This window comes from Kitasatospora sp. NPDC058243 (assembly GCF_042882025.1).
GTDB lineage: Bacteria > Actinomycetota > Actinomycetes > Streptomycetales > Streptomycetaceae > Kitasatospora.
Genome location: NZ_JBHVWW010000084.1, coordinates 1 through 26,720 on the forward strand (window position 1 = coordinate 1; position 26,720 = coordinate 26,720).

Annotated in this window: 20 protein-coding genes, 1 tRNA gene, 1 pseudogene and 1 riboswitch; of the genes and pseudogenes, 9 read left to right on the forward strand and 13 right to left on the reverse strand. The window is 73.8% G+C overall.

Features of this window, described 5'->3' with window-relative positions; all coding sequences use genetic code 11:
* Window positions 1-979 (forward strand): annotated as a pseudogene (locus tag ACFVX9_RS35455) (hypothetical protein); the annotation flags it as partial.
* A 270-nt stretch (window positions 980-1,249) separates the two neighbouring features.
* Here the strand turns inward: ACFVX9_RS35455 and ACFVX9_RS35460 are convergent.
* Both ACFVX9_RS35460 and ACFVX9_RS35465 read right to left on the reverse strand, forming a co-directional pair.
* Complete coding sequence (locus tag ACFVX9_RS35460) at window positions 1,250-2,911, reverse strand: long-chain fatty acid--CoA ligase (protein ID WP_380378458.1); 1,662 nt, start codon at window positions 2,909-2,911, stop codon at window positions 1,250-1,252.
* A 147-nt stretch (window positions 2,912-3,058) separates the two neighbouring features.
* Window positions 3,059-3,916 carry a glycoside hydrolase domain-containing protein gene (locus ACFVX9_RS35465; RefSeq protein ID WP_363370649.1) on the reverse strand — a complete coding sequence of 286 codons (858 nt, stop codon included), beginning with the start codon at window positions 3,914-3,916 and terminating at the stop codon, window positions 3,059-3,061.
* Between the two features lie 152 nt (window positions 3,917-4,068).
* On the opposite strand from ACFVX9_RS35465, the gene ACFVX9_RS35470 reads away from it, so the two are divergent.
* Window positions 4,069-5,133 (forward strand): DMT family transporter, encoded by a 1,065-nt coding sequence (locus tag ACFVX9_RS35470; protein WP_371517968.1) that lies wholly within the window; start codon window positions 4,069-4,071, stop codon window positions 5,131-5,133.
* A 52-nt stretch (window positions 5,134-5,185) separates the two neighbouring features.
* Here the strand turns inward: ACFVX9_RS35470 and ACFVX9_RS35475 are convergent, their stop codons facing one another.
* The 6 genes from ACFVX9_RS35475 to ACFVX9_RS35500 form a co-directional block, all read right to left on the reverse strand.
* Complete coding sequence (locus ACFVX9_RS35475) at window positions 5,186-5,971, reverse strand: pyridoxal 5'-phosphate synthase (protein WP_244293416.1); 786 nt, start codon at window positions 5,969-5,971, stop codon at window positions 5,186-5,188.
* Window positions 5,972-6,461: 490 nt separating this feature from the next.
* The gene (locus ACFVX9_RS35480) at window positions 6,462-6,791 is read right to left on the reverse strand and encodes a hypothetical protein (protein ID WP_363370655.1); all 330 of its coding nucleotides are present in this window, start codon (window positions 6,789-6,791) and stop codon (window positions 6,462-6,464) included.
* Window positions 6,792-7,215: 424 nt separating this feature from the next.
* Entirely contained in the window at window positions 7,216-8,580 is a 1,365-nt protein-coding gene (locus tag ACFVX9_RS35485; protein WP_363370657.1) for an FAD-linked oxidase C-terminal domain-containing protein, read from the reverse strand.
* 112 nt (window positions 8,581-8,692) lie between these two features.
* The gene (locus tag ACFVX9_RS35490; protein ID WP_380487168.1) at window positions 8,693-9,520 is read right to left on the reverse strand and encodes a MerR family transcriptional regulator; all 828 of its coding nucleotides are present in this window, start codon (window positions 9,518-9,520) and stop codon (window positions 8,693-8,695) included.
* A 118-nt stretch (window positions 9,521-9,638) separates the two neighbouring features.
* A tRNA-Ser gene (locus ACFVX9_RS35495) sits at window positions 9,639-9,726 on the reverse strand.
* Window positions 9,727-9,789: 63 nt separating this feature from the next.
* Entirely contained in the window at window positions 9,790-11,598 is a 1,809-nt protein-coding gene (locus ACFVX9_RS35500) for a S1C family serine protease (protein WP_387985909.1), read from the reverse strand.
* A gap of 267 nt (window positions 11,599-11,865) precedes the next feature.
* A riboswitch (TPP riboswitch) is annotated at window positions 11,866-12,013 on the forward strand.
* On the opposite strand from ACFVX9_RS35500, the gene ACFVX9_RS35505 reads away from it, so the two are divergent.
* The 4 genes from ACFVX9_RS35505 to ACFVX9_RS35520 all read left to right on the forward strand — a co-directional run bounded on the left by ACFVX9_RS35505 (window position 12,006) and on the right by ACFVX9_RS35520 (window position 16,314).
* Entirely contained in the window at window positions 12,006-13,472 is a 1,467-nt protein-coding gene (locus ACFVX9_RS35505) for a purine-cytosine permease family protein (RefSeq protein WP_380378466.1), read from the forward strand. It overlaps the preceding riboswitch by 8 nt.
* A gap of 79 nt (window positions 13,473-13,551) precedes the next feature.
* Window positions 13,552-14,376, forward strand: a complete 825-nt coding sequence (locus ACFVX9_RS35510; protein WP_363370665.1) for a glycerophosphodiester phosphodiesterase family protein — start codon at window positions 13,552-13,554, stop codon at window positions 14,374-14,376.
* A gap of 410 nt (window positions 14,377-14,786) precedes the next feature.
* Window positions 14,787-15,224, forward strand: coding sequence for an ATP-binding protein (locus ACFVX9_RS35515; protein WP_380378468.1), 438 nt, complete (start codon window positions 14,787-14,789; stop codon window positions 15,222-15,224).
* A 106-nt stretch (window positions 15,225-15,330) separates the two neighbouring features.
* On the forward strand, window positions 15,331-16,314 hold the full coding sequence (locus ACFVX9_RS35520) for a DUF5926 family protein (RefSeq protein ID WP_063348567.1): 984 nt from the start codon (window positions 15,331-15,333) through the stop codon (window positions 16,312-16,314).
* Window positions 16,315-16,520: 206 nt separating this feature from the next.
* Here the strand turns inward: ACFVX9_RS35520 and ACFVX9_RS35525 are convergent, their stop codons facing one another.
* Entirely contained in the window at window positions 16,521-17,198 is a 678-nt protein-coding gene (locus ACFVX9_RS35525; protein ID WP_387985914.1) for a bifunctional DNA primase/polymerase, read from the reverse strand.
* Between the two features lie 613 nt (window positions 17,199-17,811).
* On the opposite strand from ACFVX9_RS35525, the gene ACFVX9_RS35530 reads away from it, so the two are divergent.
* Both ACFVX9_RS35530 and ACFVX9_RS35535 read left to right on the forward strand, forming a co-directional pair.
* Window positions 17,812-19,248, forward strand: a complete 1,437-nt coding sequence (locus tag ACFVX9_RS35530; RefSeq protein WP_079135750.1) for a PP2C family protein-serine/threonine phosphatase — start codon at window positions 17,812-17,814, stop codon at window positions 19,246-19,248.
* Between the two features lie 136 nt (window positions 19,249-19,384).
* Window positions 19,385-20,884 (forward strand): aminopeptidase P family protein, encoded by a 1,500-nt coding sequence (locus ACFVX9_RS35535; RefSeq protein WP_387985918.1) that lies wholly within the window; start codon window positions 19,385-19,387, stop codon window positions 20,882-20,884.
* A gap of 52 nt (window positions 20,885-20,936) precedes the next feature.
* Here ACFVX9_RS35535 and ACFVX9_RS35540 read toward each other — a convergent pair whose 3' ends face one another.
* Together ACFVX9_RS35540 and ACFVX9_RS35545 are read right to left on the reverse strand one after the other, a co-directional pair.
* The gene (locus ACFVX9_RS35540) at window positions 20,937-22,391 is read right to left on the reverse strand and encodes a hypothetical protein (protein WP_387985921.1); all 1,455 of its coding nucleotides are present in this window, start codon (window positions 22,389-22,391) and stop codon (window positions 20,937-20,939) included.
* Window positions 22,388-23,062 carry an RNA polymerase sigma factor gene (locus tag ACFVX9_RS35545; RefSeq protein ID WP_380378473.1) on the reverse strand — a complete coding sequence of 225 codons (675 nt, stop codon included), beginning with the start codon at window positions 23,060-23,062 and terminating at the stop codon, window positions 22,388-22,390. Before ACFVX9_RS35545 ends, ACFVX9_RS35540 begins: the two co-directional genes overlap by 4 nt.
* A gap of 234 nt (window positions 23,063-23,296) precedes the next feature.
* Here ACFVX9_RS35545 and ACFVX9_RS35550 point away from each other — a divergent pair, with 234 nt between their 5' ends.
* Window positions 23,297-24,355, forward strand: a complete 1,059-nt coding sequence (locus ACFVX9_RS35550) for a helix-turn-helix domain-containing protein (protein WP_380378475.1) — start codon at window positions 23,297-23,299, stop codon at window positions 24,353-24,355.
* 69 nt (window positions 24,356-24,424) lie between these two features.
* Here the strand turns inward: ACFVX9_RS35550 and ACFVX9_RS35555 are convergent, their stop codons facing one another.
* Together ACFVX9_RS35555 and ACFVX9_RS35560 are read right to left on the reverse strand one after the other, a co-directional pair.
* The gene (locus tag ACFVX9_RS35555; RefSeq protein WP_380378477.1) at window positions 24,425-25,198 is read right to left on the reverse strand and encodes a MerR family transcriptional regulator; all 774 of its coding nucleotides are present in this window, start codon (window positions 25,196-25,198) and stop codon (window positions 24,425-24,427) included.
* A gap of 143 nt (window positions 25,199-25,341) precedes the next feature.
* On the reverse strand, window positions 25,342-26,568 hold the full coding sequence (locus ACFVX9_RS35560) for a hypothetical protein (RefSeq protein ID WP_387985926.1): 1,227 nt from the start codon (window positions 26,566-26,568) through the stop codon (window positions 25,342-25,344).
* Window positions 26,569-26,720: the final 152 nt, after the last annotated feature.

Below are 26,720 nucleotides of genomic sequence, written 5' to 3' on the forward strand. Positions count from 1 at the left end.
GCCCGCCGCCGAGGACCCGTCCGGCCCGCGCCCGGTCGGCACCGGCCTCGCCGAGCTCGCGCCGCCGCGCCCGCTCGGCGGTTCGCCGACGCCCGCCGCCGGACCGCAGCCGCCCGTCCCGGCCGAGGCCAGGACCGCCCCGCGCCCGATGGCCGAACTGCCCGCCGCCGCCGGCGACCGGACCGACGAGCAGCCGCCGACCATGGCCAGCCCGAACGGCTCGAACGGCTCGAACGGGGAGGGCGGCAGCGCCCGTCGGCTGCTGGTCTGGCCCGAGCCCGATCCGGCCACCCGGCAGGCCCTTCAGGAACGCGGCTACCGCCCGGTGATCGTCCGCTCCCGCGAGGAGGTGGACGCCCAGGTCGCCGGCTTCCCCGCGGCGCTCTTCGTCGACCCGCTGACCAGCCCGATCACCCGCACCGCGCTGCAGTCGCTGCGCACCGCCGCGCTCAACAGCCGCGTCCCCGTGCTGGTCACCGCCGGTCTCGGCCAGGCCACCCGGGACGCCGCGTACGGCGCCGACCCGGCCGTGCTGCTGCGCGCCCTCGCGCCGCGCGACGGCGAGCACCACGCCCCGCGCGTCCTGCTGGTCGAGGGCGACCCGGACATCGCCGCCGCCATGATCAGCAGCCTGGAGCGGCGCGGCATGCACGTCGAGCACGCGGTGGACGAGAACGACGCCGTCGCCCGGGCCAGCAGCGTGCAGCCCAATCTGGTGGTGATGGACCTGCTCCAGATCCGCCGCCGCCGGGTCGGCCTGCTGGACTGGCTGCGCGCCAACGACCGGCTGCACCGCACCCCGCTGGTGGTCTACACCTCGGTGGACCTCGACCCGCGCGAACTGCCCCGGCTGCGCACCGGCGAGACGGTGCTGTTCCTCGCCGAGCGCTCGACCAGCGCCGACGTCCAGTCCCGGATCGTCGACCTGCTCGGGCGGATCGGCGCGATGGGCGAGGCGGGCGTCGCCGCGGCGGGCTGACCGCGCCCTGACGCCGAGGGTCCGGCGAGATCCACCAGGCACGCGCCTAGGGCGTGTTTCATAATTCGCGTCGGATCAGCGCGCGGCGTTGGGCGCCCGGCTGGGCGTGCCGGCGAAGCGTCCTCGTACTGGGCCGTACTTGGACGTTTCGCCGGTGCGGTCAGGCGGGATGCCCGGCGTCGCGCGCCCGGCGGGAATTATGAAACACGCCCTAGGGCCGGCCACCCCGCTGGAACGGGGGTGGCCGGCCCTCGGCGGTCGGGCGGGCGGCTACTCCTTGCCGAGCACCGTCACGTCCAGTTCGTCCGCCGCGTAGCTGGCGCGGATCACCTTCTTGTCGAACTTGCCGACCGAGGTCTTCGGCACCGACTCGACGATCGACCAGCGCTCCGGCAGCTGCCAGGAGGCGATCCGCCCGGCCAGGAAGGCCCGCAGCTCGCTCAGCCCGGCCGTGGCACCCGGGCGCAGCACGACCGTGGCCAGCGGGCGCTCGCCCCACTTCTCGTCCGGGACGGCGACCACGGCGGCCTCGGCCACCTCGGGGTGGGCCATCAACTGGTTCTCCAGTTCGACCGAGGAGATCCACTCTCCGCCGGACTTGATCACGTCCTTGGCCCGGTCGGTGAGGGTCAGGTAGCCGTCGGCGGTGATGGTGCCGACGTCGCCGGTGCGCAGCCAGCCGTCCTCGGAGAACTTGTCGTCCGGACGGACCGGGTCCTGCCCGGCACCGCCGTAGTAGGCCCCGGCGATCCACGGGCCGCGCACCTCCAGCTCGCCCGCCGCGACGCCGTCGTGCGGCATCCGCTCACCGGCCGGGCCGACCAGCCGGGCCTCGACGGAGGCCGGGAAGATGCCCTGGGTGACGCGGTAGGGCCACTCCTCCTCCGGGGTGAGGCCGCCGGGCGGCTGGGCGAAGGAGCCGAGCGGCGAGGTCTCGGTCATGCCCCAGGCGTGCAGCACGCGGATGCCGTGGCGCTCCTCGAAGCCCTTCATCAGCGAGGGCGGGCAGGCGCTGCCGCCGATGACCACCATGCGCAGGCTGGAGGTGTCGTAGTCGCCCGCGTCGAGCTCGTCCAGCAGGCCGCTCCAGATGGTCGGGACGGCGGCGCCGACGGTGGGCCGGACGGCGGCGATCATCTCGGCCATCGGCTTGGGCTGGAGGAAACGATCCGGCATGAGCAGGTTGGCACCGGACATGAAGGCGGCGTGCGGGATGCCCCAGGCGTTCACGTGGAACATCGGGACCACCGGCAGCGCGGTGTCGCGCGGGGTGAAGGCGAAGTTGTCGCCGGTGTTGACCTGGAGGCAGTGCAGGTACACCGAGCGGTGGCTGTAGAGCACGCCCTTCGGGTCCCCGGTGGTGCCGGAGGTGTAGCAGAGCACGGCGGCCTCGCGCTCGTCGAGGTCGCTGCGCCACGGGTAGGCGGTGGGCCGGCCGGCGATCAGCTCCTCGTAGTCGTGCACGGTGCCCGGGAAGCCGGCCAGCAGCGAGCGGTCGGCGGGGCCGTTCACCACGATGTGCCGGAGCGTCGGGGCGAGGTCCGGCAGGACGGCGGCGAGCAGCGGGAGCACGCTGCCGTCCACGATCACCGTGTGGTCGGCGGCGTGGTTGACGATGAACGACAGCTGGTGGGCGGGCAGCCGCAGGTTGAGCGTGTGCAGCACGGACCCCATCGCGGGGACGGCGAGGTACGCCTCCAAGTGGACCGAGTTGTTCCACATAAAGGTCGCGACCCGGTCGTCCCCGGTCACCCCCAGTTCGTCGCGGAGCGCGTGGGCGAGCTGCGCGGCCCGCGCCCCCACCTCGGCGTACGTCCGCACGACCGGCCCGGTGCCGTCCCAGGTGGTGACGGTGGACCGGCCGTGGATGGTGGACCCGTGCTCCAGAATCCGGGCGACGGTGAGCGGGACGTCCTGCATCGTGCTGAACACGGGTCCTCCTTGACCTGGCGGCACTGGCGGCTGCGCCTGCGGCACCTACCGGGCGGTAATGCGCGCGGACGTGCCCGATTGTGCCGCCCCGCCCCACCCGCTGTCAGTATCCCGGCCCCGTTGCCCGGATCACGGATCGGCGACGCGTCAGCCGGCGGTCGGGCCGTCGACGTGGTTGCGGTCGATCGTGAGGGCGGCGCCGCCGTAGGTCTCCTCGACGTTGCCGCGGTACTGGTGGACGCGCTGGTGGTCGCCCCAGAGGTCGGAGCCGAGGGCGCCGGAATCGGCGGTGTCGGCCCGGTCGTCCCAGCGGGCGTACCAGAGGGCGTCGGGCAGCGGGAAGCTGCCGGCCCGGGCGGCGGCGGCCAGGTCGGCGATGCCGGAGTCGAGGCTGGAGTAGAAGCCGGAGCGGTAGCCGGCGGCGTGCAGGGCCTGGGTCCAGCCGACGGCGAAGTCGACCACGGCCTGGCCGCAGGCGGGGTCGTGCATCGGGTAGGCCTCGATGTCGAGGTAGACCGGGCCGCCCTTGCCGAATCCGAGCGAGCCCATCGCGTGGACGGCTTCGGTGGCCTCGTCCCGGCCCTGCTCGACCGCGTGGGCGGGGTCGATCCGGCGCGGCTTGCGGGCGAGTTCGCTGCACGGCGCCTGGAGCCCGACGTGGGCCGGCAGGAAGCGCCAGCCCAGTGCGCGGGCCTGGCGCACCCACTCGGCGGTGAGCCGGGGCTGGCCGCAGCCGCGCTGGGCGCCGCTGACGTAGATGCCGAGCGCGCCGTACGGGGAGACCCCGTGCCAGGCCCGCAGGGTGTCGAGGGGCGGCGCGGTGCAGGCGTCGAAGGCGGGGCCGGTGAAGTCGTCGTGGATCCTGGGCGGGCCGAACCGGTCGGGCAGGGTGAGGGCCCGGATGCGGGGGAGGGCGGCGGCCCCGGCGCTCACGCCCGTCCCGTCGGTGGCCAGCAGGAGCACGAGGGAGGCGGCGAGCAGGGCCGCGGGGCGGAGATAGCGCACCCGCCCTTGCTACTGACGGACCATCGGACGAATGCGGCAACCACGCCGGGCGCACCGGGCGAGCCCACCCTTTCGGCCGCACCCGTCCACATCCGTCCCGATAGTTGTAACGAGCTTGCCCGTTCATCACTCCTTACGGCAAACTCGCCCATATGCCCAGCTCCCATCCCAGCGAAACCACCGCCCCGATGCCGGCTGCCGCCGTCGCCGAGGCGCTTGCCATGCCGCCCGCCCCCCAGGGCGAGCCCGCCGGCGAGCGGGGCAGCTGGCGACGAGGCGGGGCACCCGGCTCCACGGCACCGCCCGACGCGCCCCCCGGCCGGCCCACCGGCCGACTCCCGAAGGTCCTGCGGCGCCCGGAGAGGATCCCGGCGCCGCTTCTCTGTCTGACCGCGATGTTCCTGGTGCAGACCGGGATCGCCCTGTCCAAGCCGCTGTTCGGCCCGCTCGGGGTCAGCGGCACCACCTTCCTGCGGCTGGGCTTCGCGGCGGTCATCCTGCTCGCCGTCACCCGGCCCCGGTTGCGCGACAAGCGCCCGCGCGACCTCGCCGCGGCGGCCCTGCTGGGCGTGGCCTCGGCCGGGATGACCTTCCTGTTCGCCGGGGCGATCGACCGGCTGCCGATGGGCACCGCCGCGACCATCGAGTTCCTCGGCCCGCTCGCGGTCGCCCTGGTCTTCGCCCGGCGCGCCAGCCACCTGCTCTGGGCGCTGCTCGCCGCCGGCGGCGTCGTCCTGCTGACCCTGCTCGGCGAGGGCGGCGACGGGGGCGGGCTCGACCCGGTCGGCCTGCTCTACGCCTTCGGGGCCGCCGCCTGCTACGCCGCGTACATCCTGTTCACCGACAAGGTCGGCGCCGCCTTCCAGGGCTTCCAGGGCCTGGCGGTGTCGATGACGGTCGGCGCGCTCGCCCTGGCGCCGTTCGGGCTCGGCCAGGCCTGGGACGGGCTGACCGCGCCCGGCGCCTCGCCGCTGGGACTGCTGGCCGCGGTGGCCGGGGTGTCGCTGCTGCTGCCGGTGATCCCGTACGCACTGGAGATGACCGCGCTGCGGCGGATGCCGCAGCGGGTGTTCAGCGTGCTGGTCAGTCTGGAGCCGGCGGTCAGCGCGCTGGTCGGCCTGGTGGTGCTCGGCCAGCTGCTGGGCGTGCCGCAGCTGGCCGGGATCGGCTGTGTGGTGGCGGCCAGCGTGGGAGCCACGCTGACCGGGCGGCGGTAGGGCCGCACGACGACGGGGCCCGGCCAGGCCGGGCCCTTGCGCCGTCAGACCGCTACGGCCACAGCAGGGTGCGCGACCACTCCGGGGTCCGGACCGGGCCGGTGCGGGTGTAGCGCAGCCGGACGTGCCGGCGCTGCGCGTCGCCCTGCCAGTACTCCACCTCGTGCGCCCACAGGGTGTAGACCGCGTGCCCGGCCGCGACCGCGTCCGGAGTGGCCTCCAGCCGGCGGCGGGCGACGGCGACGGCCTCGTCGTACTCGGCGAGCGAGGCCATCGGCTCGCTCTGCCGCCCGACCAGCGCGCCGACCCGGGCATCCGGGGAGCGGGTGGCGAACTCGGCGGCGGCGACCAGGTCGGCGGCCCGCTCGACGGTGCCGCGGACCCGCACCTGGCGGCCCAGCTGGGGCCAGTAGACGGTCAGCGCGGCGGCCGGGTGGTCGGCCAGCTGGCGGCCCTTGGGGCTGTCGGCGGCGGCGGAGAAGACCCAGCCGGTGCCGGACGCGTCGACGTCGCGCAGCACCAGCACCCGGGCGTCCGGCAGGCCGTCCGCGTCGACCGTGGAGAGGGTGACCACCTGCGGGTCCGGCACGCCGGCGGCCAGCGCGGTGGCGAGCCAGTCCACGAACAGCGGGCCGGGCTCGGCGGGCGCGGCCTCGGCGTCGAAGGTCGGCAGCGGGCGGGCCATCGGCGGGCGGCCGAGCAGCAGCTCGGGCACGGACTTCGGCTCGGGCCGGTGCTCGGCCGGCTCCCGGCGGGCGTCCGGCCCGGGTCGCGGATCCGGCTCCGGTGCAGGCCAGGCCTCGCCCGGGCCGGTCAGGCCCTCCTCCTCCGCCGCCATCGCGCGCCCTCTCTTCCGGTTGCCGCGGTCGCCGCCCCGGCCGGGCCGTGGTTCCCGGGCCCGGGCACGTGGTGCGCTGTCGGAGCGCAACCGTACCGCCGAGCACCGACGGCTCCGGGCGCGGGCCCTCGCTGGACGCGTTCGGGGCGTCCGGGCGGGCCTCGGCGGGCGGTCCCGAGCGGTGTCGGCGGTGTCGGGCAGCCGGCGATGTCGGCGGTGCCGGACAGCTGGCGGCGCCTGGCAGCCGGCGACGAGCGGGCCCGTGCGGTTCGCGCCCGGCTCCGGACGCACTCGTGGGCGGTACCGATGGCGGCACCGCCCACGAGGCCGGCTTCACGGCGACCCTTTCCGCTGGCCGGTCATGCGCTGTTCTGATCCGCGCCCGGGCGGGAATTCCGCCCGGAGACTGGTTCGAGCCCCTCCGCGAGCGCTCAGCTCACCCGCGGCCGCCCACCTCCGGCGCCCCCGCCGTCGGTGGTGCCCGATCGGATCAGTGGAAGATCGGGGCGAACACGACGTTGATGTTCTTGTTGGACTGCCCGGCCAGGATGGTGCCCGCGTTGTCCTTCACCGCGAGGGTGTTGTTCTGGTTCGAGGCGCCGGCGCCGGTGGCGGTCTGCTGGGTGGAGATGTAGTTGCCGTCGACCCCGCCGAAGACGTTGCCCGTGCCGACGTTGGACACCACGCCGGCGTTGGAGCCGGCGGCGGCGCCCGCACCGTTGTCGGCGGCCGCAGCGCCGGCCCCGGCCAGCAGCAGGCCGGCCGCGAGCGGGGCGGCGAGCAGGAGTCCGGCCACCCGGCGGGTGTGGATGCGAGCCATGAGAGCCTCCAAGAAGCTGTAAATCGTGCAATTGTCGAGCAAGGGGTGCGGGAGTTCGCCGGCCAGACGAACACCTGCTGGCTGCGACGCCGAGAGACAGACTTCCGCAACAAATCGACAAAGCACTAGTCGGCGGGGCAGTTTTCGCCCGTTAGCGTGATATCCACCCGGGCTGCGCATAACGGACCGAAAATCGGACAGTGCGCCGACACGCCTCTCTGAGCTGGCACTTTGCCCGAACGGCGACCTCTCGGAGGACCCTCCAGGCAGGGCGCTTCGCCATCACGCGAACCACCAGGCGCACCACCCCGGCGCAGGGAAATCAGGAAACGCGCCCCCAAAAAGTTCGACTACCCTCCCATGTCGACTTTTCTAGCCATTCCCAGACCATCGGAAAGTCGTACTGGAATAGGGGGAAATACCATCAGACCATCTTGCCCGGGTTCATGATTCCCAGTGGATCGAAGACCGCCTTCAGCTGTCGCTGGAGGTCCAGCGCGACCGGCCCCAGCTCGCGCGCCAGCCAGTCCCGCTTGAGCAGCCCCACCCCGTGCTCCCCGGTGATCGTGCCGCCCAGCTCCAGCCCCAGCGCCATGATCTCGTCGAAGGAGCGCTGCGCCCGCGCAGCCTGCTCCTCGTCCGAGCCGTCGAAGATCACGATCGGGTGGGTGTTGCCGTCCCCGGCATGGCTGACCACCCCGATGGTCAGCGCGTGCCGCTCGGCGATCGCCGCCACGCCGTTCAGCATCTCGGCCAGCCGGGAGCGCGGCACCGCCACGTCGTCGATCATCGTGGTGCCCAACCGGTCCAGCGCGGGCAGCGCCAGTCGCCGGGCCTCCAGCAGCAGCTGCGACTCCGCCTCGTCCTCGGCCGGCACCACCTCGGTCGCCCCGGCCTCCCGGCAGAGCTCCGCCACCCGCGCCAGCCCGGCCTCCCGGTCCGGCCCGTCGAAGGCCACCAGCAGCAGCGCCCGGGTCGTCTCCGGCAGCCCCATCCGCCCCAGGTCGTTGACCGCCCGCACGCTGACCGCGTCCATCAGCTCCATCAGCGACGGGGTCAGGCCGCGCGCCATCACCTCGCAGACGGCCGCGCCCGCCGCGTCCGCGCTCGGGAACTCCGCCGCCAGCGCCAGCTGCGGCGCCGGCGCGGGCCGCAGCGCGAGCACCGCCCGGACCACCACGCCCAGCGTGCCCTCCGAGCCGACCAGCAGCCGGGTCAGGTCGTACCCGGCCACGCCCTTGGCCGTCCGGCGCCCGGTGGACAGCAGCCGCCCGTCCGCCAGCACCACGTCCAGGCCGAGCACGTACTCGCTGGTGACGCCGTACTTCACGCAGCAGAGCCCGCCCGCGCCGGTGCCGATGTTGCCGCCGATCGTGCAGGACTCCCAGCTGGACGGGTCCGGCGGGTACGAAAGCCCCAACTCCTCGGCTGCTCGCGACAGTTCGGCGTTCACCACGCCGGGTTCGACCACCGCGATCCGGTTCACCGGGTCGAGCTCCAGGATCCGGTTCAACTTCACCATCGACAGCACGATGCAGCCGTCCACGGCGTTCGCCGCCCCCGACAGCCCGGTCCGCGCCCCCTGCGGCACCACCGGCACCCGCAGCGCGGTGGCGGTGCGCAGCACGTGCTGCACCTGCTCGACCGTCTCCGGGAACACCACCACGGCGGGCGCACCGGCGGCGCAGAAGCCGGCCATGTCATGGCGGTAGGCGGCGGTCACGTCCGGATCCACCACCACGGCCCCGGCCGGAAGGCCCTGCGCCAGTCGGTCCGTCAGGTCACCCATCGCCGCCTCCACTCGCCGCCCGCCGCCTCCACCGCACTCTGCCCGCCCGCCGGAGGCCCGGCAAGTGGGCCCCGGCGGGATCTGCGGGGCACGGGCCTCGGCCGGGCAGGGCCTACCGGCGGACCACCGGCTCCTGGAACTCCGTGACCCACCGCGCCGGGTCGTCCGGGCACTCCAGGTAGAGCTCCCGGGCGTAGCCGGCCGAGCGGTAGCCGTTCGCGTCGATGAAGCGGGCCAGCTCCTGGAAGCTCCCCATCGCCTCGTCCATCGAGCCGCGGTGCACGACCGTCGCCGCTTCCTCGATCGGCGGCAGGTCGAGCACCGCGAAGCCGTACCGGCCCGGCTCCACCGCCGGCCCGACCGGGACGGCCACCCGGATCAGCACCGTGCCCTCGCCCTCCGGCACGTCCTCGTACCGGGCGACGGACGGGCCCGCCCCGGCGATCCCGGCCTCGGCCAGCCGCCGGCACAGCTCCGCGAACAGCGGGCCGATCACCGGTCCGATGTCCTCCGGCTCATAACTCGCGGCCACCGCGGTCAGTTCGGCCACCCGGACGGACGGCACCCGCTTCAGCACGACGTCGTGTGCGGACATGCTCCCCTCGCTCTCGATCGTCCGGAGCCTCGCCTCCACCCTGGTCAGCCGCTGCTCGTCCGCGGCGATCGCCTCGGCGAGTTGGGCCCGACGCAGCCGCAGCATCCCGCGCAGTTCGGCCGCGTCCACCTGCTCGTCCAGGAGGGCCCGCACCTGCTGCAGCGTGAAGCCGAGCTCCTTGAGCGCGATCACCCGGTTGAGCCGGGCGAGTTGGGACGCCTCGTAGGACCGGTACCCGCTGACCGGGTCCACCCTGGCGGGCCGCAGCAGCCCGATCGCGTCGTAGTGGCGCAGCATCCGCACCGACACCCGGCCGTGGCTGGCGAAGTCTCCGATGTTCAACATGGTGCCCCCACTCCACCCCCTGCCACCGTGTCAGGGTCAACCCCCGCCGGCCGCAAACGCGAAAGGCGGGTGCCGAGTGATCTCGGCACCCGCCCTGAGCAGGTGGTTCTCCAACCAGCGGAGAGCGTGGGATTCGAACCCACGGTACGGGGTCACCGCACGACAGTTTTCAAGACTGTTCCCTTAGGCCGCTCGGGCAGCTCTCCAGGCGGAGGTCAGCCTAACGGGTCCGGCGGGGTTCGGTGCACACCGTTTCGTGCGGGTGGGGGTCAGCTGTCGCCGTCCCGCTGGCCGAGGGTGACCTTGGTGTTGAACTGCTGGCCGTTGCGGGTGTACTCGACGTCGACGGTCTCGCCGGGCTTGTGCGTCCAGATCCGGCTGACCAGGGCGGGGCCGTTGTCGATCGGGACTCCGCCGAGCTTGGTGATGACGTCGCCCGGCTTGAGACCGGCCTTGTCGGCGGCGCCTCCGGGGGTGACGGCCGGCTGGCCCTGGATGTCGCGGGTCTGGATCTGCGCGCCGTCGCCCTTGTAGTCGTCGTTGCGCAGCACGTCGAGCTTGGCGTAGACCGGCTTGCCGGTCTTGATCAGGGTGTCGGCGACCCACTTGGCCTGGTTGATCGGAATGGCGAAGCCGAGGCCGATGCTGCCGGCCCGGCCGTTGGCGGAGGCGTTGGACTGGATCGCCGAGTTGATGCCGATCACCGAGCCGCTGGAGTCGAGCAGCGGGCCGCCGGAGTTGCCGGGGTTGATCGAGGCGTCGGTCTGCAGGGCGTTCATGTAGGAGGACTGGCCGCCGGTCTCGTCGCCGGAGGCGACCGGGCGGTCCTTGGCGCTGACGATGCCGCTGGTGACGGTGGACTCCAGGCCGTACGGCGCACCGATCGCGACGGTGGCGTCACCGACGTTGACCTTGTCGGAGTCGGCCAGCGGAAGCGGGGCCAGCTTGCTCTTCGGCGGGTTGTCGATCTTGACCACGGCGACGTCGTAGCCCTCGGCGTGGCCCAGCACGGACGCGTTGTAGGACGTGCCGTCGGCGAACTTGACGGTCAGTTTGCCGCCGTTGAGGGTCGGCGCGACCACGTGGTTGTTGGTGAGGATGTGGCCCTCGGTGTCGAAGACGAAGCCGGTGCCGGTGCCCGACTCGCCGTTGCCCTGCGCCTTGATGGTGACGACGCTGGGCAGCGCCTTCTGCGCGATGCCGGCGATCGAGCCGGGGGCGGGCTCGTTCTTCTGGGTGTTGCTGGCCTGGACGGTGGTGCTGCGGTGGTCGTCGGCGCTGTTGGTGCGGTCGTTGCGGTCCGCGACGGTCACGCCGAGCGCCCCGCCGGCCACGCCGGCGACCAGCGCGACGGCTGCGATCAGGGCGACCAGGCCGCCGCGCTTCTTGCGCGGGCCGCCGGGGCCGCCGGGGTAGTCGGCCGGGTAGCCGAGCGGTCCGGCCGGGCCGCCCGGGTAGCCCGCGCCGCCGCCGGCGTCGTGGGCGGCGCCCCAGCCGCCGAGCGGCTGGCCGGCGCCGAACGGGTGGTGGCCGGGCGCGGGGTGCGCGGCGGGCGCGCCGGGTGCGGCCGGGGTGCCGTACGGGTCGTGCGGGCCGGCGGCGGGGACGCCGTGGGCCGGGGTGGCGTACGGGTTGGCACCCGGCGGCAGGGCCGGGCTCTCGGCGACGGGTGCGACAGGTGCGACGGGTACCGCCGGCGCGGCCGGGACCGGCGGGGCGGGCGGCAGGACGGGCGGCGGCGCGTCGATGTAGCCGGTGGCGGCGTCGACCGGGGCGGTCGGCGCGTCGGCGGCCGGCGCGGCCGGGGCCTGCGGGGCCGCCTCCGGCGCGGGGACCTTGGTGAAGGCCACGGTGGGCTGGTACCCGCCCTCGGCCGGAACACCATCGGTCGGCGCGGCCTCAGCCGGTGCGGCCTCCGCGGCCGGCGCGGCCGCGGGCTCGGGGACCCGGCCGAAGGCCAGTGTCGGCTGGTGCCCGCCCGAGGCGTGGCCGTCGGAAGCGGGAACAGCCGCCGCCTGGCCGCCCGAGGGCTGCTCCCCCTGCGGCCCGGTGGGCCCAACCTCGCGCTCGGTGCTCACGAACGACCTCCATAGCTGACAGAACCAAGGACCATAGTTTTTCGTACTGCCGATTCGATTGCCGTAAGGACCCCTCTGAATAACTCATAAGAATCCTTAGCCGCCGCCGACAGCCGGGCCGCCGACCAGGCTGTCCTGCGCCGACGGCCGAACCGGCGACCAGGCCGACGACCGGAGGCTCCCCCACCTCCGCCGGACGTCCCGCGATGCGGGCCGCACACCCCGTGGCCTTGGCGTTCACCCCCGGGCCGGTTAGCCTGTCGCTCACAACTGACACGCGGGAGCTTGGACCGACCAGGCTGAGAGTGCGCTGGTCGACCGTACGCCACGGGATCGTGGGCGGACCGTCGAGGGGGCGCAGACCGCCGGAACCTGTCCGGGTAATGCCGGCGTAGGGAGTATCGGCCATGTCGCCTGCTTCGCCATCCTCTTCTTCGGGCGCGCCCGCGTCCAAGGGTTTCCCCGAACCGTCCCCGACCGCTCACGACGGTGACAGCGGTGACAGCGGTCGCCCGGGCCCCACCGACACGGCGACCGCCGTCCTGGACCGCCCGGAGCGTGCCGAGGCACCGCTCGTACTGGACACCGAGCCGCCGCGCACGCTGCGCTTCCGGGACCACTTCGCGCTCTGGATGAACCTGGGCGTCAGCCTGATCGGCTTCTCCACCGCCGCGACCGTGCTCGGAGCCAAGGGCAGCGAGCTGTCGCTGGCCGCCGCGGTGACCGCGATCGTGGCCGGCACCGTGGTCGGCACCGCGATGCTCGGCGTGGCCGCGCTGATCGGGGCCCGTACCGGTGCGCCCGCGATGGCGAACCTGCGCGGGCTGTTCGGCACCCGGCTGTCGTACGTCCCGACGGTGCTGAACATCGTCCAGTGCGTCGGCTGGGGCGTGTTCGAGCTGCTCACGATCGCGGTGGGCGCGCAGACCGTCGCCCACACCGACGGCTACCGCTGGCTGTTCGTGCTCCTGGCGGGCGCGCTGACCACCGCGCTGACCATCTGGCCGCTGGGCTCGATCGCGGTGCTGCGCCGCTTCGTGGCCGGTGCGGTCGCCGTCGCGATGGTGTACTTCACCGTCCAGTTGGGCCGCCAGGGGGTGCCCGACCCGGGCGCCGGCAACTGGCACGGCTTCCTGGGCGCCACCGACGCGATGATCGCGGTGTCGATCTCCTTCGTCCCGCTGGCCGCCGACTACACCCGGCACTCGCGCACCGCGCGCTCGGCGTTCTGGGGCAGCTTCTCCGGCTACACGATCGCCCAGGTCTGGTGCTACGTGCTCGGCCTGATGGCCCTGCTGCAGTCCGACGGCGACCCGAACAGGATCTTCGACTCCTTCCTCGGCGTCTGGGCCGGCTGGCTGTTCCTGCTGGTGCTGGTGCTGCGCGAGACGGACCAGTCCTTCGCCAACGTGTACTCGACCGCGATGTCGGTGCAGAACCTGCTGCCGAAGGTGGACCGCCGGGTGCTGACCGGCGGGATCGGCCTGCTGATCACCGTGCTGGCCCTGCAGATCGACAAGTTCACCGACACCTACACCAACTTCCTCGGCCTGATCGGCTCGGTCTTCGTGCCGCTGCTGGCGGTGCTGGCGGTGGACTACTTCTTCGGCGCCGGCCGGTACGGCTGGAACCTCTCCGCCGACGCGCCCTCGCGCCGCCTGATGCTGCTGCCGTGGGTGCTGGGCTTCGCGGTCTACCAGTTCATCGCGCCGACCGCGGTGGCCGGCTGGTGGACGGACTTCTGGACCTCCGCCCAGGACGCCCTGGACTTCACCCCGCAGGAGTGGACGTCGGCCTCGCTGTTCGCCTTCCTGGTGCCGGCCCTGGTCACCTGGGCGCTCACCCCGCTGACCCGCAGGGCGGCGCGGAGCTGACCGACCGGCACCGAAGACGGCCCCGCGGATTGGGGCCGTCTTCGCCTGCGCGTCACTTCCGCCGCCTATCGTGGGGCCCGTGACCAGCACAGACCCGTCCTCGACGGCGGCGCGCACCACGCCGCCCGTCCAGGTGATCGCCCACCGCGGTTCCTCGCACGCCCTGCCCGAGCACACCCTGGCGGCGTACCGGCGCGCGCTCGACGAGGGCGCGGACGCGGTCGAGTGCGACGTCCGGCTGACCGCCGACGGCGAGCTGGTCTGCGTGCACGACCGCCGGATCGGCCGGGTCTCCAACGGCCAGGGCACCGTCTCGGCGATGACGCTGGCCGAGCTGGAGGCGTACGACTTCGGCGCCTGGAAGACCGGCCGCCCCAGCACCGACCCCGAACTGCGCGGCGTGCTGCGGCTGGAGCGGCTGCTGGAGCTGGTGGTGGACTGCGGCCGCCCGGTGGACCTGGCGATCGAGACCAAGCACCCGGTGCGCTACCGCGGCCGGGTGGAGGCCGAGCTGCTGCGGACGCTCGAACGCTTCAAGATCGGCGCGAGCCGGGAGGGCGAGCGCCCAGCGGCCCGGATCATGAGCTTCTCCTCGGTGGGGCTGGACCGGGTGGCGGCCTCGGCGCCGGAGTACCGGCGGGTGTTCCTGTTCGAACGGACCCTGCCGCTGCTCGGCCGGCTGCGCCCGGGCTCCCCGCTGCCGGGCGGGGCGCGGATCGCCGGGCCGGGCATCGACCTGGTGCGGGCCCGCCCGCAGCTGGTGACGCGGCTGCGCGAGCTGGGGCACGAGGTGCACGTGTGGACCGTGGACGAACCGGCCGACGTGGAACTGTGTCTGGAGCTCGGGGTGTCCGCGATCATCACCAACCGGCCCGCCGAGGTCCTGGCGCAGCTCGGGCGGTGATCCGCCGTCGGGCGGCGGGCCGCCCGCAAATCCACCCGCAAAGCCCGGACACAACCTGATCGTTCTGGTCGGCAGTCAAACCTTCCGGGCCCGTTATTGCCGGAATTCATGCACCGGGGCGACGCAGGGTGAGCACGGAATGACCTCAGGTCCACCCTCGGTCGCAATCGCTTGAAATGTCCTCGCGGGATCGTCCGGCGGTCGTTTCCGACGCATTACCAAGGGGCATCTCTCCCTCGGCATACGCTGAAGGAGGTCCGGGGGTGGCGTTGATGGTGGCGCGTGAAGTGCCGACTTCATCGACCATGGCAGTGCCGCACGGCCCGGCGAGTGTCGGGGTCGCACGGCGCCGACTGCGTCGAGATCTCGGCGACCGGCAGATACCGGAGCCGGTCATTGATGATGCCGTATTGATCCTTTCCGAACTGCTGAGCAACGCCTGTCGGTACGCCCGTCCGCTCGGCCCGCTGCGGGCCCTGGGGCGCGGCGCGCGGGCCGAGGTGGTGGACCAGCTGCTGGTCGGCGTCCCCTCCGGGACGCACCCCGCCACGGGCGGCCGGGAGCGCGAGGAGCACGGGAGCGGAACGGACGGCGGCGTGCTGGTCCGCTGGCAGCTGCACGCCGACGGCGTGCTCACCCTGGAGGTCACCGACGGCGGCGCGACCACCCGGCCGCTGCCCGCCGGCCCCTCGCTGACCTCGCGCGGCGGTCGCGGCCTGAACATCGTCGGCCAGCTGGCCAGCGACTGGGGCGTGCGCGACGCGCCCGGCGAGGTGACGGTCTGGGCGGCGCTGCCCGCCCGGGCCCGGCACGCCCGGCGCACCGGTGGTGACGCCCGCAGCGCCTGAACCGACGCGCGCCCCCCACCCGTCCGCCCGGCGCGTGCCCGCGCGCCGGGGGAACGTCAGTAGGCTGCCCGGAGCAAAGGACCACCGTTCCCGGGAGAGCCGCACCATGGGCAAGAAGGCCGCCAAGAAGGCGCCGCAGCGTCAGTCCACCACCGCCGTCACGGGCGAGGTCCCCGTGGTGGGGGCCCGCGAGAACTGCCCCTGCGGTTCGGGCCGCCGGTACAAGGCCTGTCACGGCCGGGAGGCCTCGCACGCGGTGCAGGAGCTGGTGCACCGCCCGTTCGAGGGCCTGGCGGGCGAGGCCGACTGGGTCGCGCTGCGCGAGCTGGTGCCCGCCGCCACGGTGCCGCTGACGCTGGCCGCCGGGGTGGCCGAGGGCGCCACCGGCGACGTCCCGTCGGTGACCCTGGCCACCGTGCTGCCGCTGGCCTGGCCGGCCCTGCGCCGCCAGGACGGCTCCATCCTGCTCGGCCTGCAGACCCAGTCCTCCTCCGGCGACCTCAGCCGCGACCTCGCGGACGCCCTGGAGCTGGCGCTGGCCACCGAGCCGGGCAACCCGGTGCCGTCCCGCCGGACCGAGGCGGGCGGACGCCGGCTCCAGGACCTGCTGGACGTCAACGCCGCGTTCACGCCCGCCGTGCACACCGGCTTCGAGTTCTGGCTGGAGGACGCCGAGACCGCGACCGGCGAGGTCGCCGCCTCCCTGGAGCGCGCCAACGCCTCGGCCATCCCGACCGAGAAGCTGGCGAGCGCCGACGCCGCCTACTGGTGCGGCACCCCCGACAAGAACCACCTGCGCTGGGTGATGACCGTGCCCGAGGAGCGGCTGCTGGACGCGCTGGCCCGGCTGAGCGCCGCCGACCAGTCCTCGCTCGGCCCGGACACCCGCCTGGTCGGCTCGTTCCGCGCGCACGGCCTGACCGTCCCGGTCTGGGACCTCCCGCTCGCCATGACCGCCGCCGACTGCGAGAAGCCGGCCGCCGAGTTCGCCGAGCGGCTGGCCTCGGTGCTCGCCGACGAGACCCCGTTGACCGCCGAGGAGCGGCGCGCCCGCGCGAACCTGGTGAACCGTCAGGTCACCTTGAACTAAAGCGCCCGGGATCCGGGTGATACGCGTCACATTGTCGCCATGAAGCCGCAATTTCCGGGCGGGCAGGGGGTCTTGGAAATTGGCGCGGGCGCGGATCCTTGTTACTGTCTAAAGAGTCCGGCCGCTGGTGCATCCCCCGTCGCCAGCGGCCGGATCTTTTGTTTTCCGCAGGGCCCCGACGAGCGGCCCGGGAACGGACCGGCGGATCAGTACGCCGAGCGACCGCTGTCCAACCGGACCGTCGCCTCCACCAACTCGCCCAGCAGCGGCCCGACCTGCGGCAGCCGCACCCCGCCGTCGGCGTCCGGGTGCGGGGCCAGCACCCAGCGCACCCGGCCGGCCGCCCCGCCGGGCGGCAGCGGCAGGAAGCCGTCCGCCCCGTGGTAGCGCAACGAGCCTGGCACCCAAGGGAGTTGAGCGAGCATCTCGCCGATCGCGTCCAGCGAGTACGGGGCCACCAGCAGCGCGTACCGGCCCGGCATCGCCAGCACCGGACCGAGCGGCAGCCGCAGCGCGCCCAGGTAGACCAGCGCCCGGGCGCCGGCCGCCGCCGGCAGGCTGACCGCCGAGACCACCGAACCGGTGGCGGCCAGCACCGGAGCGTCCGGGCTCTGCCGCTCCCACCACCAGCGCACCATCCGGGCGTCCGTGGTGGCGGCCAGCAGCGACGGGTCGTGCGGGTGCGCGCCCGGCACGGTGCAGTCCTGGTCGCCGCAGGAGCACTGGCCGCCGCGCAGAACGGCCCCCGGCACCACGGGCCAGCGGTGGTCGACGGCGGCCGTCAGGGCCGCGGCGAGCCGGGCAGGGCGCTGACGTGCGACGTCGTCCTGGACGGGGTGGTGGGGAGTGGCGGGCGGACACGGATCTTTCGGGTTCTCACGCATGGCGCTCGTTCCTTTCCCTGACCGCTCGGTTCGCTCCGGCCCGTCGGCACCGCCGGGACTCGTCACGCGGACCCGCGGTGGCACGGCCCCGGCGGCGCGAAGGGGGGCGTGCGGCATGGCGGGCGGCGCGGCGACGACGTGGATCACGGTGTGGAGCACGACATGAGAAGGGCCGCGCACTGAAACAGCCCCTGGAACGAGAATCCCGTATGCGACCGGATGGACGCCGCCCGGGCGCGCTTGGTTCCACCGTACGAGTGAGAGACTTCCGGCCAGCCCGGGTCCCGGGCGGCGCGGGCATACGATCCGGACGGCCGCCGGGTCCGTCCCCTCCGTTCTGCCCGCTCCCGGTCCCCTCCATGCCTCCCGACCGGACCGGCGCGCGGCCAGGCCGTACGCGCCCCCCGACCGGGTCTCGCGGATGTGGAACAGGCCACCGCGTCGTCCTGGATCTGGACATGCCCCAAATGGCCTGTGTAGAAGTGGTGGCATTGCTGTCGATCAATGACGAGTAGTAGCGAATCGAGGCGAAACGCGCCCTTTGGCCGTCATCGCTCCACACCGGCCGTACCTGGGGGTTCCGCATGGCACGTAGCACGTCAGGAGTGGCGGCATGACCGAGTCCCACCCGTCGTCGTCGACACCCTCCGAGCCGGGCGAGCCCGGCAGCGCCGGCGGGCTGACCGTCCTCGACCCACCGGGCTTCCCCGGCCCCGCCGACGCGCAGGACGGCGCGGCGGACGTCCGCACGGCACCGGCCGCCGGGGTGCAGGACCGTTTGGCCGGACGACTGTCCGATTTCACCAGCCTGCACCGGCACACCGAACAGCTCGCCCGCGCCCGCGGCCTCGCCGCCACCCTGGACACCGTCCTCGCCTCCGGCGCCGCCCTGCTCGGCGCCCGCCGCGGCGTCCTGGTCACCCGGATGCCCGGCGGCAGGCCCGGCCAGCCCGTCGGCCTCGGCCTCGACCGCGCCAGCCTCGGCGCGCTGGAGACCGTCCCGCCCGAGCAGAGCCTGCTCGCCAGGCTGCTGCGCGAACAGGACCGGCCCGAACGGCTGCACTCCCCCGACCTCGCCGAGGACCCGGCCACCGGCGCCCGGCTGCGCGAACTCGCCGCCCAGCTCGGCCTCGGCGGCTGCTACGGCCTGCCGCTCGCCACCGAGGAGGACGGCCCGCTCGCCGCCGCCCTCTGGTTCTACGACGAACCCGCCGAACCCACCGAGCGCCAGCGCGAGCTCGCCCACCGCTACGCCGGGATCGCCGCCCCGCTGCTCGCCAAGCAGCTGGAGGCGGACAAGGTCCGGCGCACCACCGAGGCGCTGCGCCGCGGCCTGCTGCCCGACCGGCTCCCCCAGCCCGCCGGCCTGCGGCTGGCCGCCCGGATCCTCCCGGCCGGCCTGGACCGCTCCTGCGGCAGCGACTGGTACGACGCCATCCCGCTGCCGGACGGCACCGTCGGCCTCACCGTCGGCTCCGTCTCCGGCGACGGCCCCGGCGCGGGCCCCGGCTCCGCCCCCGGCGCGGCCGCCGCGATGGGCAGGATCCGGGCCGCGCTGCGCGCCTACGCCGTCCTGGAGGGCGAGGACCCGGTGTCCGTCCTCGGCGACCTGGAACTGCTGCTCAAGACCACCGAACCGGCCCGCACCGCCACCGCCGTCTACGCCTGGGTGGAACCCGAGGAGCGCCGGATCACCCTGGCCGGCGCCGGCCACTGCCCGCCCGTCCTGGTCGGCCGGCACGGCGCCGAGTTCGTGGAGACCTCGCTCTCCGCCCCGCTCGGCATGCTGGCCTGCTGGGAGGCCCCCGGCGTCGAGCTCACCGCCGACCGCGGCGACACCCTGCTGCTCTACACCGAGGGGCTGGCCCGCCGCTGCGGCCCGACCCTGCACGCCGGCCAGGCCAACCTGCGCCGGGCCGCCGCCGACGCCCCGCGCGACGTGCGGATCGACCCGGACCGGCTCTGCGCCCACCTGCTGGCCGTCTGCCCCGACCCCGAGCCCGGACCGGCCACCGACGACCTGCTGCTGCTCGCGGCCCGCTTCGAATAGCCGCCCCGAACAGTCGTCCCGACCCCGAACGGGCGAGCGGCCGGGCGTCCGTACCATGGACGCACGGCCGCCCGCGCGTGTCGCGATCCGACACTCCCCCGAGGGGCGGCGGTACCACCCCAAGGAGGCGTTACACGTGACCGAGGACCGCACGCCCGCAGTGGCCGAGAACCCCGAAGCCGACGGCGGCGACGAGCCGCAGCAGTTCAAGGGCCGCAAGAACGGCCTGTACGGCGAGGTCTCCGACGAGCTGGCCGCCTCGATGAAGACCGGCTGGGCCGACACCGACCTGCACGGCCTCGTCCCGGTCGCCCAGGCCCCGTACGCGGCCGAGCGCCGCGCCCGGCTCTCCGCCGCCTACCCCGGCGAGCGGCTGGTCGTCCCGGCCGGCAACCTGCGGGTGCGCTCCAACGACACCGACTACAGCTTCCGCGCCGCCAGCGAGTACGTGCACCTCACCGGCGACCAGACCGAGGACGCCGTGCTCGTCGCCGAGCCCACCGGCGACGCCGGCCACGAGTTCGCCCTCTACCTGCTGCCCCGCTCCGACCGCGAGAACGGCGAGTTCTGGCTGGACGGCTACGGCGAGCTGTGGGTCGGCCGCCGCAACAGCCTGGGCGAGCAGGAGCAGCTGCTCGGCCTGCCGGCGCGCGACGTGCGCAAGGCCGCCGAGGAACTGGCCGGGCGCACCAAGGACTCCGCGGTGCCCACCCGGATCGTCCGCGGCTACGACGCCGGCCTGGAGGACACCCTGGCCGACGTGCTGGACGCCGACCGGGACGCCGAGTTCAAGGAGTTCCTGAGCGGCCTGCGGCTGGTCAAGGACGAGTGGGAGGTCGGCGAGCTGCGCGCCGCCTGCGACGCCACCGTCAAGGGCTTCACCGACGTGGTCCGCGAGCTCGGCCAGGCCGTCGCCACCTCCGAGCGCTGGATCGAGGGCACCTTCTGGCGCCGCGCCCGGGTCGAGGGCAACGACGTCGGCTACGGCACCATCGCCGCCGCCGGCCCGCACGCCACCACGCTGCACTGGGTCCGCAACGACGGCGACGTCCGCCCCGGCGAGCTGCTGCTGCTGGACGCCGGCGTGGAGACCCACACCCTCTACACCGCCGACGTCACCCGCACCCTGCCGATCGACGGCCGCTTCAACGACCTCCAGCGCAAGATCTACGACGCCGTGTACGACGCCCAGGAGGCCGGCATCGCCGCGGTGAAGCCCGGCGCCCGCTTCCGCGACTTCCACGACGCCTCGCAGCGCGTGCTCGCCGAGCGCCTGCTCGCCTGGGGCCTGCTGGACGCCTCGGCCTACGACGTCGAGAAGGTCCTGGAGCTGGGCCTCCAGCGCCGCTGGACCCTGCACGGCACCGGCCACATGCTCGGCCTCGACGTCCACGACTGCGCCCACTCGCGCCGCGAGGAGCACGCCGACGCGCTGCTGGTGCCCGGCATGGTCCTCACCGTCGAGCCCGGCCTGTACTTCCAGCAGGACGACCTGACCGTGCCGCAGGAGTACCGCGGCATCGGCGTCCGGATCGAGGACGACATCCTGGTCACCGCCGACGGCAACGAGAACCTCTCGGCCGGCCTGCCGCGCCGCGCCGACGAGGTCGAGGCCTGGATGGCCTCGCCGGCCTGAGCCACCCGCCGAGGGCCCGGTCTCCCCGTGGTGGGGAGGCCGGGCCCTCGTGTCACTTGGTGACCTTGACGGAGATCTTCTTCTCGCCGAGCACGGTCAGCTTGCTTCCGTTGTACGGAAGCGTCACCTGCGCCGAGACCGGCATGTCCCCCGGGCCGTTCCCGGCGCCCAGGGTCAGCCGGTAGGTGACCTTCCTGGTCTGCCCCGGGGCCAGGGAGAACAGCGACGCCTGGTCCGCCACCGCGTAGCCCATGTCGCTGCCCGGCCCCATCGGCGCCGGCCTCCAGGTGTCGCCGTCCTGACGCTCCAGCTTGCCGTCGTTGGGCCCCTGCACGACCTGCACCGGCGGCGAACCCGGGTAGGGCTCCGTGACGACCAGCGGCTGCAACCGGCCGTAGGTGTTCTGGCTGGTGTTCCGGAAGGTCACCGAGAAGGTGACGGCCGAACCCCCCGCCGTCAGCTGCTGACCGGCCGCCAGGCCGTCGAAGGCGACCGAGATGTCGTTCCGGTTGGCCTCCGTGGGCGGCGCCTGGCGGCCGCTCAGGTCGAGGGTGTTGACGATCGTCATCAGTCCGGGCTGGTAGTCGGCCTTGAGGCCGATCGCCGCGACGGACACGAAGTCCTTCGGCAGGGCCCACATCTGGGCCGTGAAGGCGTCGCCACCGCAGTTGATCTGCCACTGCGACTTGCGTGCGGCACGGCCTGCCACGGTGGGTGTGCTCCTGGTCGGGCCGACACTGTCGATCTGTCCGCTCCTGGCGAGCGTGGGGGAGTAGGACCACGCCGGGCACCAGGGCTGCGTGGACCAACCGCTGTCGGAATCCAGGTCGGGCAGCCTCGGCCAGGACTCCGACTCCTGGTCCAGGACCGTCAGAAGCACGCCGTGCGGCAGGCAGTCCCCGGCCGACGCGTCCTGCGGAGCACTCGGGCTCAGGATGCAGAGGCTGTTGGCGGCGGGATCCGGATTGACGGCCCGCCAGCCCGGCGGGATCTTGAACTTGACGCCCCGGAAGGGGTACGTCGTCCCGGCCGGCGCGGTGGTGGCCGGGGTGGTGGCGGGGGTGGTGGGCGGCGCCGTCGTCCGGGTGCCGGCCGACGTCGGGTCGGAGAGCGGGGCCCCGGTCTCCGGGTCGGCGGCGGGACTGCCGGTGTCCGGCGAGGGGGCCGTGGGGGTCGGGGCGGCCGTCGGTTCTGGGGCCGGGCTCGGCGAGGTCGTCGTGGTGGCGGCCGGCGGGGGGACGTCCTTCCTGGCCAGCGGGTCGCCGTGGAAGGTGAGCAGGCCGATCGCCAGGGAGGCGGCCAGCGCGAAGACCGGCACGGCGGTCAGGTACACCGGGCGCAAGCGCCGCACCCGGCCGCGCGGCGGTTGCGCCGGGCGCAGGTCGTGCGCGGTGATCAGCGAGGTGCGGGCGCTCATCGCCTCGCGCAGCAGCCGTTCGGTCGCCGTCTCGGCCGGCCCGTCACCGTCTCGGCCTCCGCTCTCGCGGCCGGGGAGCTTGTCGGTCATCGAACCTTCTCCAGATGCTTTTCCAAGGCGTCCAGGGCCCGGCTGGCGGTGGACTTCACGGCGCCCCGGGACAGCCCCAGGGTCTCGGCGATCTGCGCCTCCGACAGGTCGGACCAGTAGCGCAGCACCAGCACCTCGCGCTGGCGGGGGGTCAGCTCCTGCATGGCCGCGAGCACCCGCCGGTGCTCGTCGTTGAGCACCGCGTGGTCCTCCGCGGAGGCGGCGTCGGGCTCGTGCGGCGGGACGTACTCGCGGGCGGTCTTCCGGCGGCGCAGCACCGACCGGGCGCCGTTGACCACCGCGGTACGCAGGTACCCGAGCGCGTTGTCCAGGTCGTCCAGGTGCTCGCCGTACCGCTGGTAGAGCTGGGTGAAGGCCTCCTGGACGACGTCCTCGGCCAGGTCCTGGTGGTCGACCAGGAGGACGGCCATCCGCACCAGGCCCAGCCGGTGGGCGTGGTACAGGTCGGTCAGGGTGGGCCGGTCCTGCGCGGGCCTGCGCCCGCCGCGCAGCAGCCGGAAGCCGGAACGGCGCTGCGCCGCCTGCTCGTCACCCGGACCGGTGGGCACCTCGTCGGCCTCCTGCGCGCCGAACAGCACGGCGACCACTCCGCGAACGGAGAAACCGCGCCCCCTCGTCGGCCCGGCGATCGGCCCGATGGCCATGGACATGCGCGTTTCCGCTTTCCCCCGGGACGGTGGCGGCTCTCGCCGGACCGTCAGGACTCCTGATCAAGATCGTGATCGGGGAGATCCTGACAGCCGCCCTCGGCCCGCCCCTCTCCGCCCCCGTACCAATGGACGTGTGACCGGGGTGGAGGTTGCAGGTGGATTCGAGCAGGATTCCCGGCCGGCCGGAACGGCTACACTCACCGCCATCCCGCCACCCGTCAGCAGGGGGTCCGCATGACCGAGCAGCACGTCGAGGGCCCGGTCGGCACCGGGCCGGGCCCGGTGCCCGTCGTCATCGGCCCCCGCCCGGAGCCGGTGCACCACGTCGCGGTGTACGCCTTCGCGGGCATGGCGCCCTTCGAACTCGGCGTGGTGGTGGAGGTGTTCGGGCTGGCCCGGCCCGAACTGGGCGGCCTGCTGGCAGCGCCCTGGTACGGGCTGAAGGTGTGCGCCGACCGGCCCGGGACGGCGCTGGATGCGGTGGGCGGGTTCGCGCTGACCGCCCGGCACGGGCTGGACGAACTGGCCTCGGCCGACACCGTGGTGGTCCCCGGGGTACCGAACGCGTTCAGCGGCGCGGTCTCCCCCGGGCTGGTCACCGCGCTGCGGACGGCGCACGAGCGCGGCGCCCGGATCGTCTCGATCTGCTCGGGCGCCTTCGCGCTGGCCGCCGCCGGACTGCTCGACGGGCAGGAGGCGACCACCCACTGGCGGTACGCCGACCTGCTCCAGCAGCGCCACCCGGACGTGCGGGTCAACCCGGACGTGCTGTACGTCGACAACGGGAACGTGCTCACCAGCGCGGGCAGCGCCGCCGGGATCGACCTCTGCCTGCACCTGGTCCGCCGCGACCACGGCGCCAAGGTCGCCAACAGCGTGGCCCGCCGCTTCGTGGTGGCGCCGCACCGGGACGGCGGGCAGGCCCAGTTCATCGAGGCCGCCGTCCGCCCGGTCGAGGAGGAGGACGACGGGGTCGCCCGCAGCATGCAGTGGGCGATGGGCCACCTGGCGTCCCCGCTGACCGTCCCGCTGCTGGCCCGCGCCGCCCGGATGTCGGACCGCTCGTACCTGCGGCACTTCACGGCCCGCAACGGCACCAGCCCGATGCGCTGGGTCGTCACCCAGCGCATCGCGGCCAGCCTGCCGTTGCTGGAGTCACCGGAGGGGACGGTGGAGGAGATCGCGGCGGCGGTCGGCTTCGAGAGCGCCGCGACCTTCCGCCACCACTTCGGCCGGGTGATGCGCACCTCCCCGACCGCCTACCGGCGCTCCTTCGGGCGCGGGGTCGCGTAGCCCCCCCGCCACGCGGCCCGGCATCCGGCATCCGGCATCCGGCATCCGGCATCCGGCATCCGGCGGCGACTATGCCTTCTCGTGCCGGTCCGCGTTGGCGAGGATGGCGTCGTGCAGCCACTGCGCCAGGCCCGGGGCGAGGTTCTCGTAGGTGGTGGTCCACCGCGGGTCGGAGACGTACAGCCCGGCCAGGCCGCGGTGGATGGTGAACGTGCAGTCGTAGAAGTTCTGGCAGATGTGCTGCCGGTGCGCCTCGGCGAGGTCCGTGGCGGCGGCGCCGTCGGCGGGTTCGCCGGCGGCGAGCGCCTCGACCAGGCGGGTGTTGAGGTCGGCCATCTCCGTCTGGATCCGCTGCCAGTCGGCCTTGCCGTAGCCGCCGGTGCGGCGCTGCGACTCGGCCCAGGCCGCGGTGTCGCCCCAGCGCTGTTCGGCCTCCTGCTCCCACTCCTCCTGGTAGCCCTCGCCGAAGATCTCGAACTTCTCCTCCGGGCTCAGCTGAATGCCCATTCTTCGTGCCTCCATGGCGTGTTCGACGGCTGTGGCGAGGTCCTGGAGGTGCCTGATCCGGTCGGTCAGCAGTCGGTGCTGCCGCCGGAGGTGCTCGCTCGGGCTGACCGAGTCGTCGTCCAGGATCGCCGCGATCTCTTCCAGGGGGAACCCGAGTTCGCGGTAGAAGAGGATCTGCTGCAACCGGTCGAGGTCGGCGTCCTGGTAGCGGCGGTAGCCGGTCCGGGTGCGGCCCGCGGGGGACAACAGGCCGATCTCGTCGTAGTGGTGCAGGGTGCGGACGGTCACCTTGGCGATCTTGGCCACGGCGCCGACCGAGTAGCCCTCGCTGCTCATCCGGGTTCTCCCTTCGTGCTGACCACCAGCCTCCGCTCTCACGCCGCGTGAGGGTCAAGCCGTCCTCGGGAGGGAGGGCACCGACGCCGTGACTGCGCCCGTGACTGCGCCCGTGCCTGTGCCTGTGCCTGTGCCTGTGCCGGTCAGGCTCCGGTGCCGGTCAGGACGCGCTCACGCCGCCGGGAGGAACGGCGCCGCCCCTCGCCGTCCGCCGGGGTCCGCGGGCGGCGCGTCTGCTGGGTGGGCCAGAACAGCACGTACGCGGCGGAGACCACCACGAAGGCCAGCCGGACGAAGCCGCGGCCCGCGTCGGACGGGATGAACAACGTCCCGCCGTACAGCGCCGCCAGCGCTATCCAGCTCCACCACGGGACGAGCCGCTTCTGCCCGACCGCGTCCCAGAGCAGGGTGCCGAGCAGGATCGAGGCCGTGTAGTAGGTGTAGACGCTCGGGTCGAGCAGGATCCGGGCGTCCGCACCGAGCAGCACCACGGCCGGCCAGCGGCCGCGCCAGACCGCGATGGTGCCGAGGCCGAGGCCGAGGGCGAACTGGGTCGGACGGTCCCACCAGGGGGTGGCCGGGTCGGTCACCCCGAACCAGCGCAGTGCGGAGGCCGGCTGGTTGGGGATGGTGAACTTGGCGGCCGCCAGGGTGTCCAGATTGCCCAGGTAGAAGGGCAGCCAGGCGATCGCCACCAGTCCGACGAACCAGAGCGCGCTGCGCAGCCAGGCGGGCCTGGGCAGCGCCAGGATCAGCGGGGCGAAGGCGATCGCCCAGGGCTTGGAGTCCACCGCCAGCGCCAGGTAGACGCCGACCATGGTGGGTTTGCCGCGGGCCAGGGCGTGCACGGCGAGGGTGGTGAAGAACAGCGCCAGGACGTCGTCCAGGTGCGCGAAGCGGACCGAGACCTCGACCCACATCGGGATGAACGCCAGCCCGGCGATCAGCAGGCGCTGCTGGAGCCGGCGGTGGTTGGTGCCGGTGCCCAGGTAGTACAGGGCGGCGGTGCGACCGATCAGGACCAGCATCACCAGGCCGAGCCCGGACATCGCCGCCTCGGCGATCAGCTGGCCGGTGTGGGCCGAGAACGGGGCCGTGAGCCGGGCCACGGCCAGGCTGACCGGGCCGATCTGCAGCTCCGGGTGGTGGGCGTAGAGCGCCAGCCCGCCGTCCGGGTGGTCGCTGAAGAGCAGCTGCTCACCCTGGCGCAGGTAATGCCAGGAGAAGCCTCCGCTGGGCTCGACCAGGAAGAACCAGAGCACCGTCCAGGCCACCAGCAGAACGTGGTGCCTGCGCAGCGGCAGCCCCGCGATCCGCCCGGTCGCCGACTCGTAGTCGGTGGCCGTCCGTGCCGTGCGTGATCCCCGCACCTGTCCCTCTCCCCGCCGGTTCCGCCCCCCTCCGGCCGGACATCCTATGTGACGGAGGTGTCCCGCCCGCGCCGCCCGGAAAGCCCTCTAACAGACAGACCAGCGGGACCAGGGGGTGTCCAGCAGGTGACACCCCCGCGTTGCGGGTGGGG